Genomic DNA, 16,611 nt, shown 5'->3' with positions numbered 1-16,611 from the left:
CACCGTCAAAATCGAGGCCGCCCTTGGATTACTTCGCTGCGTTAACCGCCTTTGTCGAAGCCGCCGAGGGCAATAACTTTTCCCGCGCCGCCGACCGGCTTGGCATCAAGGCCTCCACGGTTTCCCGTTACGTGAAGGACCTTGAACAGGACCTCGGCATCGCCTTGTTCAACCGCTCTACGCGCACGCTGCACCTGACTGAGGGTGGCCAGACGTTTCTGATGCACGCACGCCGGGTACTGGATGAACTCGAACAAGCCAAGGCCGCCACCTCCGCGCTGAACGAACAGCCACGGGGCGTGCTCAAGCTCAACCTGCCGCCTGCCTTTGCCCGTCACCATATCCTCCCCACGTTGAATGCCTTCCTGGCCCGCTACCCGCAGATCAAGCTGGAACTGGTGCTGGACGACAGCCACGTCAATCTGATTCATGCCGGTGCGGACTTGGCGATCCGTATTGGAACCCTGGCGGATTCCACCTTGAAGGCGCGCAAGATCTGCGATGAGCGCTACCGGCTGGTGGCCAGCCCGGCGTTTTGCCGGGAACATCCGGCGCCGTCCGTTCCTTCGGAACTGGTGGCGCTGCCGGTGATTCTGGGGAGAGATATCGCGGCGGATATCGCGTTTGCCAACGGGCATGAGGTGTCGCCACTGGTGCATAAAGACGCTATCCGCATCAACGACCTCGACGCACAGCTGATCGCCGCGCAACAAGGCCTGGGATTTGCCTTACTGCCTGACTGGCTGGTGGCCAAAGCTGTTGAAGCCGGCGAGCTGGTGGTGTGGTTGCCGGAGTGGACTGTCCGGATCGCCGGCCGCGAACCGGCGGTGTGGTTCGTCTATCCACCCAAGCGCATCGTGTCTTCCAAAGTGCGGTGCTTCATCGACTTTATCGTCGAGCAACTGGGCGAAACACCGCACTGGAAACGTCTCAACTGAAGCGGATATCCAGCGACCGCAGATAGGTTTGCAGCCCGGCGTCCTGGATCGGAATCAGGAAGGCTTCGGTGTCGGACTCGTTGAAGTGGGCATGCCAGTAGCCTGGAGGTGTGACGAAGGCCAACCCCGGCGACCAGTCAACCCGCACCGGATTGCGGATTTGGCCATCGGCTTCCAGCTCGGTGCCCACCAGCGAGTAGCAACCCTTGGGGCAATCGATGATGAAATCCAGCGCAATCGACTGGTGCCGATGAGGCTTTTGAATCGACCCGGCCGGCAGGATGCCGTACATCGCCCACAGCACATGGGTCACGGTTCGGGTCTGCGGGAAGTTGCGATTGCCCAGCAGGATGCTGATACGGCTGCGATCCTGGGCGCGGGGATCATCGGCGGCTTCACGCAGCTTTGCATTGGCCAGTTCTGCGGGATACAGCGTCGGTACGAAGCGATCGGCACTGCGGGTCACGCCCAGGTAGCGCAACATCGGTTCATCGTGCACGTAGTACAGGCGCGCATCCTCAGATGCACTGAACTGCGCCTGTTGCAGGCCCGGCAACGCAATGAAGCAACCTTTGGACCATTCGATGTGATGCTCGCCCTGGGCCACACTGCCCTGCCCCGCAATCACATAAAACACCTGTGAGGTGGCATTGGGTTGCAGCTCCAGCGTGTCGCCTGCGTTCAGGCGAATGAAGTTCGCACACAGCCCCGGCCCGGTCGCCGGGCCTTCGCAGCCCAGTGCCTCGCTGAGGTCCAGCGGGACCACCCGGGACGGGCCGCTGTCATACAGCGAGGCCGGAAAGCTGTGGTAGGGAATGCGAGTGATCAGGTTGGCGCTGATGGGGTTGGCGGCCTTGCTGTATTCGAAGTACTCGGCGTCGAGCAGGTGCAGGGGTTGGGTATCGGTCACATCAGGCTTGAATTCGCTGTTCATTATGATCACCTCAATCTACGGCAGGATTTCGCAACGGCCCGTTGGAGGTTGCGGCGGTGAAAGAACTATAGGCATTCAGCGGCGGTGGATTAATCCCTTATGCTGCACAGCAGTTATGCGAAATGGGGCAGGTACGAGTCCGTCTCCGTGTACTGATAGTTTGATAAAACCAACTATCAAAGTGCCACTTTATAAATTAGTTAAATATATCTACATCATCGCCCATAAAAAATCCGCCGCAGAGACTGCGGCGGCAAACCAAAGGATTTTGTCGAAGCAGAGCGGCTAAGACACTGTCAAAACTACAGCAGCGTGCGTGCATGCGTAGTGAATTTTAATTAATCGAGTTTAATCATCCCTTCACTGGTTCTTTACCGCGAGCCGGTTAAAAATTCCGCGTCGCGCAAAGGCCTGCACCTGGTCTGTCATTATCAGCTTGATCGAAAAAGCAGCAGTAGCGCGATGATTACAAACAGAGCACCGCACATACACATCAACCCATTGATTTTGGTATTCATCGCTTTAGCGTTTTTTACGAGTTCATCCAGTTGGCTTGAGTAGTCGATGCTCGTTTGTTGCGTATTCGACTGCGCAGACTTTGCACGATCGTTGGAGCTTACTTCAGCGTGCGCCGCAATCAAGCTGCCACCGGCACCTCCGCAAGCGAGGGTAATCATCAAATTGAACAAGACTATTTTTTGATTTTCTGCTTCTTGCAAAAAGTTCGGGAACTCGATAGGAGGGAAAAACGTCGGTAGGTACGTAGCCTGCAAAAAGACCCCGAAGCCGATCAATACCAAACCTTTGATGAATCGGTTCAACGAACATTCAACGACCATCACAAGCATTATCAAGCTGGCGGTGACCATTGTTGTAGAGCCAACCGGGTCACGCTGAAGCGTAGGCGCAACGATAAGGCCGCCCATGGCAACGACCAAACCGAACACTAACCAGGCAATGCTTTTCTTAGGGCGGACCGCGTCGGCTCTCGTGGTTACAGATACATATTTAAGCATTTGAAGGGTTACGTCCTTGCAATAGTCTTGAGATAGCCGGCAAGAATAACTTTTTCCAACGCACCCGTAATCGATAGACTGGCAGCCATTTCAATCCTCTCAAACAAGAGAACCCCATGGCCAACCACGACCTCGCCTTCACCCCCGACCTCGACCCGGATTCCATCTCCTCCGACGTTATCGGCTTCAACGGCATCCTCGTCTCCACCCAAATCCCCACCCGCGCCGACGGCAGCCTTGAACTGGGCGATATCACCCTGCAAAGCGAATGCACCCTGCAAGCCCTCAAGGTTGCCCTGGAACGCGCCGGCAGTTCGATTGACCGGGTCATGCACTTGACCATCTACCTCACCGACATGGCCGACCGCGCCGCGTTCAACGAAGTCTACAAACGCTACTTCGCCAAGCCTTGGCCAGTCCGTGCAGCGGTGGGCGTGGCAGCCCTGGCCGTGGAAGGCATGCGGGTGGAAGTCACGGCGATGGCCGCCAAGGGCTGAGCCAAACGCTCTATATCAACCAACGATGATCAAATGTGGGAGCTGTCGAGCCCCAGCGAGGCTGCGATGGGATCGCCTCGGTGTCACTGATACACCGAGGTGTCTGCATCGCGGGCAAGCCCGGCTCCCACCGTTGAGTGCATTCCAATGTGGGAGCACACGTAGGGCTTGATAGATGTCGATAGTGCATTTCGCAGCTACAATGCCCGCCTCCGTGACAAGCCTGATTAAAAAAACTATGTCCTTGCCCAAGCATCACCTGGAATTGCTCAGCCCTGCCCGCGATGTCGCCATCGCCCGCGAGGCCATTCTGCATGGCGCCGATGCCGTGTATATCGGCGGCCCGAGTTTCGGCGCGCGCCATAACGCCTGCAACGACGTGAGTGATATCGCGCAGTTGGTGGAGTTCGCCCGGCGCTACCATGCGCGGGTGTTCACCACCATCAACACGATCCTGCACGACAACGAGCTGGAGCCGGCGCGCAAGCTGATCCACGAGCTTTACGATGCCGGTGTCGACGCGCTGATCGTCCAGGACCTGGGGGTGATGGAGCTGGATATTCCGCCCATCGAGCTGCACGCCAGCACCCAGACCGACATCCGCACCCTGGGCCGGGCCAAGTTCCTCGACCAGGCCGGGTTCTCGCAACTGGTGTTGGCCCGTGAGCTGAACCTGCAAGAGATCCGGGCGATTGCCGATGAAACCGATGCCGCCATCGAGTTCTTCATCCACGGTGCCTTGTGCGTGGCCTTCTCCGGCCAGTGCAACATCTCCCACGCCCAGAATGGCCGCAGCGCCAACCGCGGCGATTGCTCCCAGGCCTGCCGCCTGCCCTACACCTTGAAAGATGACCAGGGCCGTGTGGTTGCCTTTGAAAAGCACCTGTTGTCGATGAAAGACAACAACCAGAGCGCCAACCTGCGCGCCCTGGTGGATGCCGGCGTGCGTTCGTTCAAGATCGAAGGCCGCTACAAGGACATGGGCTATGTGAAGAACATCACCGCCTATTACCGTCAGCGCCTGGACGAGATTCTCGAAGACCGCCCGGACCTGGCTCGCGCCTCCAGCGGCCGCACCGCGCATTTCTTCCTGCCGGACCCGGAAAAGACCTTCCACCGTGGCAGCACCGACTACTTCGTCACCGACCGCAAGGTCGACATCGGCGCCTTCGACACCCCAACCTTTACCGGCCTGCCGGTGGGTGTGGTGGAGAAAGCCGGCAAGCGTGACTTACAAGTGGTCACCCATGAGCCGCTGTCCAATGGCGACGGCCTCAATGTGCTGATCAAGCGTGAAGTGGTGGGTTTCCGCGCCAACATCGCAGAAGCTAAAGGTGAGTTCGAAGAAGACGGCGAGAAGCGCTACCGCTACCGCGTCGAGCCCAACGAGATGCCGGCCGGCCTGCATCAACTGCGGCCGAATCATCCGTTGAACCGCAACCTGGACCATAACTGGCAGCAGGCGCTACTGAAGACCTCCGCCGAGCGCCGTATCGGCGTGACGTGGGTGGCTCGCTTGCAGGAAGACCGCCTGGAACTGACCGTCACCAGCGAAGAAGGCATCAGCGCCAGCGTTGCCCTGCCCGGCCCGTTTGGCGTGGCCAACAAGCCGGAACAGGCCCTGGAAACCCTGCGCGACCTGCTGGGTCAGCTGGGCACCACCCAGTACCACGCCACCGCGATCGAGCTGGATGCACCACAGGCGTTCTTCATCCCGAACTCGCAGCTCAAGGCCTTGCGCCGTGAAGTGATCGAGGCGCTGACCGAGGCGCGTATCCAGGCTCATCCTCGGGGCGGCCGCAAGGCGGAAACCACGCCGCCGCCGGTGTACCCGGAATCGCACCTGTCGTTCCTGGCCAACGTCTACAACCAGAAGGCCCGCGACTTCTATCACCGCCATGGCGTGCAGCTGATCGACGCGGCGTATGAAGCCCACGAAGAAACCGGCGAAGTGCCGGTGATGATCACCAAGCACTGCCTGCGTTTCTCGTTCAACCTGTGCCCTAAACAGGCCAAGGGTGTGACGGGGGTGAAGACCAAGGTTGCGCCGATGCAGCTGATCCACGGCGACGAAGTGCTGACGCTGAAGTTCGACTGCAAGCCTTGCGAGATGCACGTGATCGGCAAGATCAAGGGCCACATCCTCGGGCTGCCGCAACCGGGCAGCGTGGTGGGTTATATCAGCCCGGATGACCTGCTCAAGACCATCCCGCGCGGCGCACACTGAGCCTCCGGTGAGCGTCATGCTACGGCGTGACGCTCACCACTGTTTTCGAACGCCACCACCAACCCCGCTGCAACCCCGCCGCCGCGAGCAAAATCGCCGCCACGCCCAGCCATTGCATCCAGCCCAGGCGATGCCCAAAGGCAATCCAGTCGACAAAGATTGCCGCAATCGGGTAGATAAACGACAGCGCGCCGGTGATTGCCGTCGGTAACTTCTGGATCGCGCCATACAGCAACACGTACATCAAGCCGGTATGCACCACGCCTAGGGTCAGCAATGCCGCCCAAGCGTCCATCGAGGCAGACAGGCTGTGCCACTGCATCAGCGGTGCCAGCAGCAAGGCGCCCGTGGTCACCTGGATCAACGCCATCAAATGCGGCGGCACCTCTTTCAAACGCTTGATGATCAGCGCCGCAATGGCATAGAGAAATGCCGCGCCCAGCGCCAACGCCACACCCATCAAATAGTCATCCCCGGTGTTTTGCTGACCGCCACGGGCGGTGACAATCGCCAGCATCCCCACGAAAGCCACGCTCAACCAGGCAAGCTTTTGCACGGTGATTTTCTCCCCCAGGAACACCGCGGCCAGCATCACCAACATAAACGGCTGGACGTTATACACCGCCGTGCTGATGGAGATTGAAGCCCTGGCGTAGGACTCGAACAGCAGCAACCAATTGCCCACAATCGCCACGCCGCTGAGCATCGCCAGCCCGAGCTTGGTGTAGTTCAGCAAGTCCAGACGCAGATAACCCAGCAACCCGCACACCACCAGCAACGTCAGCGCGCCGATCACGCAGCGCCAGAACACCACTTCGACCACCGGCACACCCGACACCAGCACGAACCAGCCGATGGTGCCGGATATGAGCATGGCGGCGACCATTTCCCATGAACCGCGACGTATGGATTTGTCCATGATTGAGCTCCTCAAGTGAGGCTCAATTATGGCAATCTGGCTTGTAGTGACTCCAGATTCTAAATAAGGCGAACGTTGGATTTTGCCTATTCTTATTAGGCAAACCCCAGACATTACTTTCGGAGCGAGCATGATTGACAGCATTGACCAGCAACTGATCGCCGCGCTGATGGACGATTCGCGCCTGTCCCTCAAGGCCTTGGCGGGCATCACAGGCCTGTCCTCCCCCAGCGTCGGCGAGCGGCTACGACGACTGGAAGAGCGTGGCGTATTGAAAAACTACACCGTGGACATCGACCCCAAGCATTTCGGCTATTTGCTCCAGGCCATCGTGCGCATTCGCCCCTTGCCCGGAAAATTGCAAGAGGTGGAGCGCCAGATCCAGGCGATCCCCGAGTTCACCGAATGCGACAAGGTGACCGGCGATGACTGCTTCATCGCACGCCTGCATGTGCGCACTATGGATCAACTCGACACACTGCTGGATAAGCTCAACGCTTACGCCGAAACCAACACCGCCATCGTCAAGAAAACCCCGGTAAAACGGCGGTTGCCACCACTGAGTGATTCATGATTTTGAGTCACTGATGCAGTGACGGGATCGCTATTCTGTCAACGCAGAGCGGTGTTTATGCTTGATCCACACATTGGAACAACAGGCGTAAACACCATGTATGTCATCACCGGAATCACAGGCAAAGTCGGCGGCGCCCTGGCGCGGTTTCTGCTCAACGATCGTCAACCCGTGCGCGCAGTCATTCGCGATGCCAGCAAAGGCGCCGAGTGGGCCGCCCTCGGTTGCGAGGTCGCCATCGCCAACATGGACGATGCCGCTGCCCTCACCGAAGCGTTCAAAGGCGCCACCGGCGTGTTCATCCTGCCGCCTTCGGATTTCGACCCGGCGCCCGGCTTCCCCGAGGCGTGCAAGGTGATTGCCGCCGTAGCCCAAGCCATCGAGGCGGCGGCACCGCAAAAAGTGGTGTGCCTGTCGACCATTGGCGCCCAGGCCGAACACCTGAACCTGCTGACCCAACGCACCTTGATGGAGCAGGCGCTAAGCACATTGAACGTGCCAGTGACCTTTCTGCGCCCGGGCTGGTTCATGGAAAACGCCGCCTACGACGTAGCCACCGCCCGCGAACACGGAGTGATCCACAGCTTCCTGCAACCGCTGGATAAGACCGTGCCGATGATCGCCACCGCCGACGTCGGCCGCCTCGCCGCGCAACTGTTGCAGCAGCACTGGACTGGCCGCCGTGTGGTTGAGCTTGAAGGTCAGAGGGTCAGCCCGAACGACATCGCCCGCACGTTGACCGAAGTGCTTGGTCGCGGTGTGACTGCGCAGGTGGTGCCTCGGGATACGTGGGAGCCGATGTTTCGTGAGCAAGGCGCGCGGAATCCAATGCCACGCATGCGCATGATTGATGGTTTTAACGAAGGTTGGATCTGCTTTGAGCAAGCGGACGTGGTCAAGGGTGAGACCACGTTGTTGAAGGTGCTGCGGGAGTTGGCTGCAAAAGCCTGATGCCATGGCCTGCAAGCCAGCTCAGTGATTGGGTACATATCCGTTATTTGGGTAACGGCGGCGTATGGTTTCGCTCTTACAGCGAGTCACTTTGCAAAAAGCGGCAAAGTAACCAAAACGCTCTGCCCCGCCTGTCGGCGCCTCGCTGTGGCTCGGCGTTCCCTCACTCCGGCATTGTTCCGCGGGCCGCCGCGACGGGCCATCCATGGCCCGGCGCGGCTAAACCGGCGTCCTGCCGGTTTACCCGCTCCGCAATACCTGCGCTCGGCCTCGGGCTGAATGGGGCAGTCAGATCAAAATCAAAAGCAAGATCACAGCGGTCTACCGGCCGGCTTGAGTGTGAAAAGCAAAAGCAAAGCTGCTTTTCTGTAGGAGCGAGCTTGCTCGCGAAAAACCTGAGAGCGCCGCGTTCATTCAGGATGCCAACGTCATCGTTAACGACCTTCGCGAGCAAGCCCGCTCCCACACTTGGACCGTGCCCGCTTTAGCTTCTGATTTTGCTGTTGCTTCACCACACTCAAGCCGGCCTGTAGGCCGCTGTGCCCTTGATCTGCTTTTGATCTTGATCTTAGGCGCCCCGTTAAACCACGCTGGCCGAACGCAGGCTTTGGAGCGTGGGTAACCTGGCAGGACGCCAGGTTAGCCGTCCTGGGCCAGGGATGGCCCATGACGGCGGCCCACGGTCCAAAGCCGGAGTGAGGGCACACCGAGCCTAAGCGAGGTGCCGAGTGGTGGGGCAAGAGCGTTTTGCTTACTTTTGCGCTGTTCAAAAGTGAGCCGCTGTAAGAGCGGAACCATAAGGGGGGTGTCAGAAATTTTGTGTTCGGGCATACCATGAGCAAGAGGTGCATGTATGCCAACCAAAAAGAAACCACCGCTGCGTGAACTACCAAAAATCCCGAAAGAGCTGCTCGAGCAGTTCGCTGACGGCATGATGACCGCCGAGGCCATCGAAGACGCCTCAGCGGCTTTCAAGAAGGCTCTGATCGAGCGAGCCTTGAATGCCGAGCTCGGCCATCACCTGGGCTATCCGCCGGGCGCGCAGCGCCCAGAGGATGAAACCAACCAGCGTAATGGCAAAAGCGGCAAGACGGTTCTCACGGGCGATGGGCCGCTCCGGCTGGATATTCCGCGTGACCGGGACGGCAGTTTTTCGCCCATTCTGATCCCCAAGCACGAACGCCGTTACACCGGTTTCGATGACAAGATCATCGCTATGTACGCCCGCGGCATGACGGTCAGAGAGATCCGCGCGTTTCTCTCCGAGCAGTACGGTACGGACGTTTCGCCTGATTTCATCAGCTCGGTGACCGACGAGGTCATGGCTGAGATCGGCGCATGGCAACAGAGGCCCTTGGAGCCGATGTATCCGGTTATTTTCTTCGATGCCCTGCGGGTCAAAATCCGCGAAGAAGGACTGGTGCGTAATAAGGCGATCTACTTGGCACTGGGTGTTCTGCCTGACGGCACACGGGATATTCTCGGCATTTGGATCGAAAATACCGAGGGCGCCAAGTTCTGGATGAAGGTGTTCAACGACCTCAAAACACGCGGTATTGAAGATGTACTGATCGCCGTGACAGATGGACTCAAAGGCATGCCAGAAGCCCTTGGCGCTGTCTTTCCAGCGACGACACTGCAAACCTGCATTGTTCATCTGATCCGTAACAGCCTTGATTACGCAGCGTGGGATAAGCGTCGCGAACTGGCCAAGGCGCTCAAGCCGATCTACCAGGCGGTCACCGCCGAAGCGGCTGAACAGGCGCTGGACGCGTTTGAAACCGGGCCCTGGGGCAAGCAATACCCGACGGTAGTGGCTGCTTGGCGAAGGGCCTGGGATCGAGTCATTCCATTTTTCGTCTTCCCGCCAGCAATCCGAAAAGTGATCTACACCACCAACGCCATCGAGAGCATCAACGCTCAGCTACGAAAGATCATCAAGACTCGCGGCCACTTCCCGACCGACGATGCGGCAACCAAACTGATCTGGCTCGGGCTGCGAAATATCACTGCAAACTGGGGCTCGGCGGCCCATGACTGGAAAAGTGCGATGAATCAATTTGCGATTCTGTACGGAGATCGATTTATCAGGCCAACCTGGTAAAAGCACGGCCTGCCTGACGGCAGGCCGTTACCGGCCCGCACACAAAAAAACTGACAGTCCCCCATAAGCGGCCGTTACCCAAATAACGGATATACACCCAAAACTCCCCTAATCGTGCAAAGCCTTAGCCGCCCCCAACAGCCCCTGGAACTTGCGATAACGTACCTGCAACACACCTGCCTGAGCACCGTCCGGAAAAAACCGGGCCTTCACCGGCATCCCCACCTGCAACAACTCCCCACCCTGCCGACTCGCCAAAAACCCCAACTTCGCCGCACCAATACACGCCCCCAACTCACTGCCGTGCAACGTATAGATCTCCCGCCCAAGAATATTGGCCAACAACTGCGCCCAATACTCACTGCGCGCCCCACCACCCACCAACGCACAAGCCCCCACCGAGGCCCCGGCCGACTGCACCGCATTCAGCGCATCCAACAACCCGAACCCAACCCCTTCCATCACCGCATAACCCAACATAGCCGGCGTGCAGTCATGCCCAAGGTTCATAAACCCACCCCGCAACAACGGGTCGTTATGGGGCGTACGCTCCCCCGCCAAATACGGCAAAAACAACGGATTGGAAACCGGCACAACCTGCCCCGTAGGCAACTCGGCCTGCACCCGATCCAGCAACGCCTGCTCATCAACCGACCCCGTCAGCCGGGTCACCCACCGCAGACAACTGGCCCCGGCCAACATCGCCCCCATGGTGTACCAACGCCCAGGCAACGCATGACAAAAACTATGCACCGCACTCGCCGGATTCCCCGCCGAGTGATCAGTAATCGCCACGATGGCCGCACTCGTACCCAACGTGATAAACGCATCACCCGCATTCACCGCCCCAATGCCCACCGCCGCCACCGGGTTGTCCCCGCCACCGCCGGCAATCACCAGGCCCTCAGCCAAGCCGAGGCGCACCGCCGCAACAGCATTCAAACGAGCACCAACTGCCCCGCCTTCCACCAGCCGTGGCATCTGCGCCAACCGCAAACCCGTCGCCCGCAGCATCGGCTCAAACCACTCCCGATTAGCCACATCCAGCCACAACGTCCCGGCACCATCAGACACATCACTCACCCGCTCGCCACTGAGCCGCAAGCGCAGGTAATCCTTGGGCGACAACACACAATCAATCGCCCCAAACACCGCCGGCTCATGCTCCTGCAACCACAACAGCTTCGGCGCGGTAAGCCCAGCCATCGGCAAACTGCCAGTGACCTCGGCAAACTCGCTGCCCAGCGCCTCGGCCTGGGCCATGGCACGCGAATCGTCCCAGAGAATCGCCGGATACAACACCCGGTCGTCCTCTCCCAACAGCACGGCCCCGTGCATCTGCCCAGACAAACCGATGCAACTCACCCGGCCATAAACCTCCGGCTGACCCGAGCGCAACCGGTCCAGCGCGCTGAGACACGCCTGCCACCAATCCTCAGGATCCTGCTCCGACCAGCCACTGTGCAAACGCGATATCGTCAAGCGCGCACCGGCATGGGCAAGCACGTTGCCTTGCTCGTCCATCAAGATCGCCTTGAGTTCCGAGGTGCCAAGATCAATGCCAAGGGAAACCGGGTTGTTCATATCAGGGGCAGCCGCATGAATTACGAATCTTCAGGGTGGGCGCGAGCCGCACACTGTGTGTTTTACGCTTGGGCGACGCCATGCGCTCAAGCAGCAGGTTGACCGCACGGGCGCCCAGTTCCTGGACCGGCTGCGCGATCAGGGTCAGGCGCGGCACAAAGAAGTCCGCCCATTCAAAATCATCGAAACCCACCAGAGCCATTTGCCCGGGCACATCGATATGCGCATCGCGCAAGGCATGCATTGCGCCGAGGGTCATCAGGTTGTTGCCCGCCATGATCGCCGTGGGCGGTGTGTCCAAGGCCAATAACTGCGCCGTCGCTTGCCGTGCAGGCTCGCTGCTCGACCCACCATTGACCAGCAACTGCGGATCAAACGGTAACCCCGCCGCAAGCAACGCGGCTTGATACCCGGCCACGCGCTCACTGGAAGTGCCCAGCCCCGCCCGCCCGGAAATAAAGCCGATGCGCCGGTGGCCATGTTCGATCAAGTGCGCCACCAAAGCCTGGGTCGACAAGGTGTTTTCCACCCCGACCTGATCAAAGCGGTCACTCATCATCCGGTCCACCAGTACCGCCGGCACTTCATTGGCCTGCAAGTATTCCAGGGCCAGCGAACCGGTAGACGGTGCCAGCAGAATGCCGTCCACCCGCCGATGGTGCAGCGTCGTGACCACCCGCAACTCCTGCTCGGGATCGTCATGGGTGTCGACAAACAGCATCATGTAGCCGTGTTTGGCGCACTCGGTTTCAATCGCGTGCACCGTTTCACTGAAGTAATGGTTGGACAGCGCCGAGATCGCCACGCCAATGGTATTGGTGGTGGACCGGGCCAGGGAGCGCGCCAGCGTATTGGGGATGTAGCCCAACTGCCGGATCGCGCTCTGCACCGCTTGCACCGTGTCCGGGCTGACCTTGCGGGTGCCGTTCAAGACGTGGGAAACCGTCGACGTCGACACCCCTGCAATTCTTGCCACATCCTCCATGGTTGCCACGGTGCTCACTCCTGCGCTCTTTTAATGTTTGCTGGACCAACCGCTGTAGGAACCGACGTTGTCGCGGGTGATCAGTTTTGGCGCCAGCAGGGTAACCGCTTCGGCAGGTTGTTTGTCATTGAGAATGTCATTGCCGACGTTGACGGCCGTCTGGGCCATGGCCCATGGGTCCTGGCTGGCGGAAGCCTGGATCAGGGTGTCGGTCTTCAGGGCATTCTCGATATCCGGCGCGCCGTCCACGGAAGTGATGATGATGCCGCTACGCTTCAGTTGCTTGGCGGCCAAGTCGCTGCCGATGGCTTGCGGGTCGTTGATCGCGAACAGGCCGTCGATTTTCTGGAAGCGCGTGAGGTAGCCCTGCATCACGTTCAAGCCGCCTTCGCGGGAGCCTTTGCCGTCCTGGTCGTCAGACAGCACCTTGATATCCGGCGCGCCGGCCAGCGCGGCTTTACAGCCTTTGACGCGATCGGTCACCGCCGTGACCTGCGGGCCATTCTGGATGATCACGTTGCCCTTGCCCGAAAGCTTGTCGACGATGAACTGGCAGGCCAGTTTGCCGGCTTCGACGTTATCAGTCTGCACCGTGGCATTCACGCCCTTGGCGTCGACGTCCACGGCTACTACCACGATCCCGGCGTCACGGGCTTTCTTGATCGCCGAGGCCATGGCCGACGGGTCGACGGCGTTAATCAGGATCAGGTCGACCTTGGACGAGATGAAGTTGTCGATCTGCGAGAACTGCTTGCTCAAGTCATAGTCGGCCGACACCGAGGTGACCTTGACCGCCGGGTTCAGCTCCTTGGCCCGGGCTGTGGCACCGTCGGCCAGGGTCACGAAATACGGGTTGCCCAGGGAGCCCATGCTGATGCCAATGGCCTTCAGTTCACGGGCTTCCACGGCGTGGGACATCAACACGGCAACGCCCAGGGAGGCGACAACAGGAAAAATGCGTTTGAAGTTCATGATGACTCTCTTGTGATTGTTGTTTGAGTGAAATCAGGTCCGCGCACCGGACTGGCGATAACGATCCAGGGCCACTGCGCCAATGATCACGATGCCCTTGATGATGTACTGCCAGATATCCGACACGCCCAGCAGCACCAGGCCGTTGGTCAATACCGCGATGATCAGCGCACCAATCAGCGTGCCGCCGATGGTGCCGACGCCGCCGGTAAAACTGGTGCCGCCGAGAATCACCGCCGCGATTGCATCCAGTTCATAGGATTGCCCCAGTTGCAGGCCATTGGCAGCGAACAGGCGTGACGCGCTCATCACCGCGCCGAGGCCCGCCAAAGCACCGGACATGGCATAGACGAACAGCAGCACTTTCCACACCTTGATCCCCGACAGCCGCGCCGCTTCCGGGTTGCCGCCCACGGAGTAGATTTGCACCCCCATCACCGTGCGCCGCAGGATGAACCACGACAATGCGATGACGGCCACGGCGATGATCACCAGCCACGGCACGCCAAGCACTGAGTCGTTGCCGATAAACGCAAATGGCAGGTCAGGGTTGAACACGGTCTTGTCGTCGGCCAACAGGCGAGCCAAACCGCGCATGGCCGTCAGCGCACCGAGGGTGACGATAAACGGCGGCAGGCGCATAAAGGCGATAAGGCCACCGTTGACCAGGCCCAACAACAGACCGAAGCCAACCCCGGCAGCAATCCCGAACATGCCGAATTGCGGTGACATCGAGGCTTGCAGCGCAACCACCGCCGAAGCCGCGAGAATCGCCCCCACCGACAAGTCGATGCCCGCCGTGAGAATCACAAAGGTCATGCCCGCCGCCAGTACCACGTTGACCGAAGCCTGTTGGGTGATGATCGACAGGTTTTGCACCGTCATAAAGTTTTCGCTGGCCAGGGCAAAGCCCACCAACAGCAGCACCAGCACCGGCAGCATGCCCACCGTGCGCATCAGTTCGCCAATACGCTCAGCCTTGCCGATCGTTGCCACAGTCATGGTGTTGCTCCCGCTCGTGTTTGAATTAGCCATGGGCGGCCACCTGCTCGCTGCCGGTGGCGAGATCGATAATCGCCTCCTGGGAAATATCCAGCCCTGATGCCCCGCCGACTTCGGCCACCAATTGCCCTTCGCGCATGATCAGCACGCGGTCGCAGGTGCCGATGATTTCCGGCAGCTCGCTGGAGATCACCACAATGCCCACGCCGGCTTTGGCCAGTTGGTTGATGATGCGGTAGATCTCGGATTTGGAGCCGATGTCCACGCCACGAGTCGGTTCATCGAGGATCAGCACATGAGGCTTGACCTCCAGCAGCCGTGCCAACAGCACTTTCTGCTGATTGCCGCCGGACAAGCTGCCGACATTGACCTTGCCCGACGCCACGCGGATCGACAGGGACTTGATCGCATCGCGTGAGCGTTGTGCCGCGTGGCCACGGTCGAGCACCCCACCGGCATGCGCATCTGGCACACAGGCACAGACGTTGATGTTGTCGGCCACGCTCATGTCGAGAAACAGGCCCTGAGCCTTACGGTCTTCGGTGAGGTACACCACACCAGCGCGAATTGCGTCCGCCGGGTTGCGCAGTTGGGTCACGCTTTTACCGACCACCTCCAGAGTGCCGGAGGTACGCGGGTCGGCCGCAAAAATCAGCCGCGCCAGCTCGGTACGGCCTGCGCCTACCAAGCCGGCAATGCCCAGCACTTCACCGGCGTGCAGGTCGAAACTGCAATTGCGCACGCGCTTGCCGTCGGCCATGTCACGCACGCGCATCACCACCTGGCCGGGGTCGTAGGCGGCATGTTCCTTCTTGTAGAAACCGGAAAGGTCGCGGCCCACCATCATCTTCACCAGCACCTCGGCCGACAGCACGTCCCGCGCCAGTTCGCCGACATACTCGCCGTCCCGCAGCACCGAGACCCGGTCTGACAGTTCGTAGATTTCCGCCATGCGGTGGCTGATGTAGATGATCGCGAGACCTTGGCTGCGCAGTTGCTTGATCAGCGCAAACAGACGGTCGGTCTCCCGGGAAGACAGCGGCGTGGTGGGCTCGTCCATCACCAGGATTTTCGCGTGGGCATGCAGCGCCCGGGCGATTTCCACCAGTTGGCGCTCTGCAATGGACAGGCTGGCGACGCGGGTGGTGGGCAGGAACTCCGCGCCGAGCCTTGCCAGCACCTCGGCAACCCCGGCTTCCATGCCCTTGCGGTCGATGGTCCAGCCACGGCGCAGTTCACGGCCCAGGTAGATGTTCTCGGCCACCGTGAGGTTCGGACACAGGCTGAGTTCCTGGTAGATCACGGCAATGCCAAGGGCTTTGGCGGAGGCTGGGTTGTAACTGGCGACGGGCTGGCCATCGATGCGGATGGTACCGCCGTCATCGGCTTGGTAAGCGCCGGAGAGGATTTTCATCAAGGTCGATTTGCCGGCGCCGTTCTCACCCATCAAGGCGTGGATTTCACCGGGGTAGACCTTCAGGCTGACGTTCTTGAGCACCCGCAGACCGTTGAAGGTCTTGCTGATGCCCTGCATTTCGAGCAAGGGTTCAAGGCTCATGACTGAGCTCCTGGTTTTATTATTTTTGTGTTCGGGCGTTTGCCGATTGGTGCCGACTCTAATCAGATACATTTGTTTACGCAAGCGCTTGCGTCAGCCGTTTATCGCTTGATTAAACGTTTCACCTGATGAATAAATGTTCATTCGGTGACGTGGAGCGGTTAAGCGCAAGCAAATACGCGCCCTTTTCATTTTTATCTATCCATTTGGGTGATTTTGTAGAAAACAGGCGCGTCTTTGGCCACCACAAGGCCTGCCGTTTGCTATTTATCTGCTATCGTCCAAAGACACCATCTCCTCATCATCGCGCCCGTGCGATCGACTGCGAGCATGCTCTGCGGCGCTACCTT

The 16,611-nt window shown here is 59.6% G+C and carries 14 protein-coding genes; 6 read left to right on the top strand and 8 right to left on the bottom strand.

The annotated features are described in order from the left end of the window. Positions 1-23 precede the first annotated feature (23 nt). A complete protein-coding gene (locus ACA046_RS16470) occupies positions 24-938 on the top strand; it encodes a LysR family transcriptional regulator (RefSeq protein WP_497674407.1) in 915 nt (304 codons plus the stop codon). Here the strand turns inward: ACA046_RS16470 and ACA046_RS16465 are convergent. Together ACA046_RS16465 and ACA046_RS16460 are read right to left on the bottom strand one after the other, a co-directional pair. Continuing rightward, complete coding sequence (locus ACA046_RS16465) at positions 931-1,872, bottom strand: cupin (protein WP_497674406.1); 942 nt, start codon at positions 1,870-1,872, stop codon at positions 931-933. The two genes, ACA046_RS16470 and ACA046_RS16465, sit on opposite strands and share 8 nt — an antisense overlap. Before the next feature lie 431 nt (positions 1,873-2,303). Beyond that, a complete protein-coding gene (locus ACA046_RS16460) occupies positions 2,304-2,888 on the bottom strand; it encodes a hypothetical protein (RefSeq protein WP_497674405.1) in 585 nt (194 codons plus the stop codon). A 116-nt stretch (positions 2,889-3,004) separates the two neighbouring features. On the opposite strand from ACA046_RS16460, the gene ACA046_RS16455 reads away from it, so the two are divergent. After that, on the top strand, positions 3,005-3,385 hold the full coding sequence (locus tag ACA046_RS16455) for a RidA family protein (RefSeq protein ID WP_003217799.1): 381 nt from the start codon (positions 3,005-3,007) through the stop codon (positions 3,383-3,385). A 238-nt stretch (positions 3,386-3,623) separates the two neighbouring features. Then, positions 3,624-5,612, top strand: a complete 1,989-nt coding sequence (locus ACA046_RS16450; protein WP_497674404.1) for a peptidase U32 family protein — start codon at positions 3,624-3,626, stop codon at positions 5,610-5,612. 19 nt (positions 5,613-5,631) lie between these two features. On the opposite strand, the gene ACA046_RS16445 is transcribed toward ACA046_RS16450, so the two are convergent. Continuing rightward, positions 5,632-6,531 carry a DMT family transporter gene (locus tag ACA046_RS16445; RefSeq protein ID WP_497674403.1) on the bottom strand — a complete coding sequence of 300 codons (900 nt, stop codon included), beginning with the start codon at positions 6,529-6,531 and terminating at the stop codon, positions 5,632-5,634. Between the two features lie 130 nt (positions 6,532-6,661). Here ACA046_RS16445 and ACA046_RS16440 point away from each other — a divergent pair, with 130 nt between their 5' ends. The 3 genes from ACA046_RS16440 (at position 6,662) to ACA046_RS16430 (ending at position 10,160) form a co-directional block, all read left to right on the top strand. After that, positions 6,662-7,105: an Lrp/AsnC family transcriptional regulator gene (locus tag ACA046_RS16440; RefSeq protein WP_003217805.1), complete on the top strand. Its 444-nt coding sequence runs from the start codon at positions 6,662-6,664 to the stop codon at positions 7,103-7,105. A 96-nt stretch (positions 7,106-7,201) separates the two neighbouring features. After that, complete coding sequence (locus tag ACA046_RS16435; protein WP_497674402.1) at positions 7,202-8,056, top strand: NmrA family NAD(P)-binding protein; 855 nt, start codon at positions 7,202-7,204, stop codon at positions 8,054-8,056. A gap of 853 nt (positions 8,057-8,909) precedes the next feature. Further along, the gene (locus ACA046_RS16430; RefSeq protein ID WP_497674398.1) at positions 8,910-10,160 is read left to right on the top strand and encodes an IS256 family transposase; all 1,251 of its coding nucleotides are present in this window, start codon (positions 8,910-8,912) and stop codon (positions 10,158-10,160) included. 108 nt (positions 10,161-10,268) lie between these two features. On the opposite strand, the gene xylB is transcribed toward ACA046_RS16430, so the two are convergent. The 5 genes from xylB to ACA046_RS16405 are packed head-to-tail and all read right to left on the bottom strand — an operon-like array spanning position 10,269 to position 16,261. After that, entirely contained in the window at positions 10,269-11,744 is a 1,476-nt protein-coding gene (gene xylB, locus ACA046_RS16425; RefSeq protein WP_497674401.1) for a xylulokinase, read from the bottom strand. Between the two features lies 1 nt (position 11,745). Further along, complete coding sequence (locus tag ACA046_RS16420) at positions 11,746-12,738, bottom strand: LacI family DNA-binding transcriptional regulator (protein WP_063033971.1); 993 nt, start codon at positions 12,736-12,738, stop codon at positions 11,746-11,748. A gap of 21 nt (positions 12,739-12,759) precedes the next feature. Continuing rightward, the gene (locus tag ACA046_RS16415; protein WP_459020889.1) at positions 12,760-13,701 is read right to left on the bottom strand and encodes an ABC transporter substrate-binding protein; all 942 of its coding nucleotides are present in this window, start codon (positions 13,699-13,701) and stop codon (positions 12,760-12,762) included. A gap of 33 nt (positions 13,702-13,734) precedes the next feature. Beyond that, positions 13,735-14,703: an ABC transporter permease subunit gene (locus ACA046_RS16410; protein WP_497674400.1), complete on the bottom strand. Its 969-nt coding sequence runs from the start codon at positions 14,701-14,703 to the stop codon at positions 13,735-13,737. A 25-nt stretch (positions 14,704-14,728) separates the two neighbouring features. After that, positions 14,729-16,261 (bottom strand): sugar ABC transporter ATP-binding protein, encoded by a 1,533-nt coding sequence (locus ACA046_RS16405; RefSeq protein ID WP_459020891.1) that lies wholly within the window; start codon positions 16,259-16,261, stop codon positions 14,729-14,731. Positions 16,262-16,611 lie beyond the last annotated feature (350 nt).

Source organism: Pseudomonas sp. LBUM1641 (assembly GCF_059716235.1).
This window is presented reverse-complemented; position numbering and strand designations above follow the sequence as displayed.

Coding starts and splice junctions, on each gene's coding strand:
- ACA046_RS16465 (WP_497674406.1), bottom strand. CDS start 1,872: ATGAACAGCGAATTCAAGCCTGATGTGACCGATACCCAACCCCTGCAC.
- ACA046_RS16460 (WP_497674405.1), bottom strand. CDS start 2,888: ATGCTTAAATATGTATCTGTAACCACGAGAGCCGACGCGGTCCGCCCT.
- ACA046_RS16455 (WP_003217799.1), top strand. CDS start 3,005: ATGGCCAACCACGACCTCGCCTTCACCCCCGACCTCGACCCGGATTCC.
- ACA046_RS16450 (WP_497674404.1), top strand. CDS start 3,624: ATGTCCTTGCCCAAGCATCACCTGGAATTGCTCAGCCCTGCCCGCGAT.
- ACA046_RS16445 (WP_497674403.1), bottom strand. CDS start 6,531: ATGGACAAATCCATACGTCGCGGTTCATGGGAAATGGTCGCCGCCATG.
- ACA046_RS16440 (WP_003217805.1), top strand. CDS start 6,662: ATGATTGACAGCATTGACCAGCAACTGATCGCCGCGCTGATGGACGAT.
- ACA046_RS16435 (WP_497674402.1), top strand. CDS start 7,202: ATGTATGTCATCACCGGAATCACAGGCAAAGTCGGCGGCGCCCTGGCG.
- ACA046_RS16430 (WP_497674398.1), top strand. CDS start 8,910: ATGCCAACCAAAAAGAAACCACCGCTGCGTGAACTACCAAAAATCCCG.
- xylB (WP_497674401.1), bottom strand. CDS start 11,744: ATGAACAACCCGGTTTCCCTTGGCATTGATCTTGGCACCTCGGAACTC.
- ACA046_RS16415 (WP_459020889.1), bottom strand. CDS start 13,701: ATGAACTTCAAACGCATTTTTCCTGTTGTCGCCTCCCTGGGCGTTGCC.
- ACA046_RS16410 (WP_497674400.1), bottom strand. CDS start 14,703: ATGACTGTGGCAACGATCGGCAAGGCTGAGCGTATTGGCGAACTGATG.
- ACA046_RS16405 (WP_459020891.1), bottom strand. CDS start 16,261: ATGAGCCTTGAACCCTTGCTCGAAATGCAGGGCATCAGCAAGACCTTC.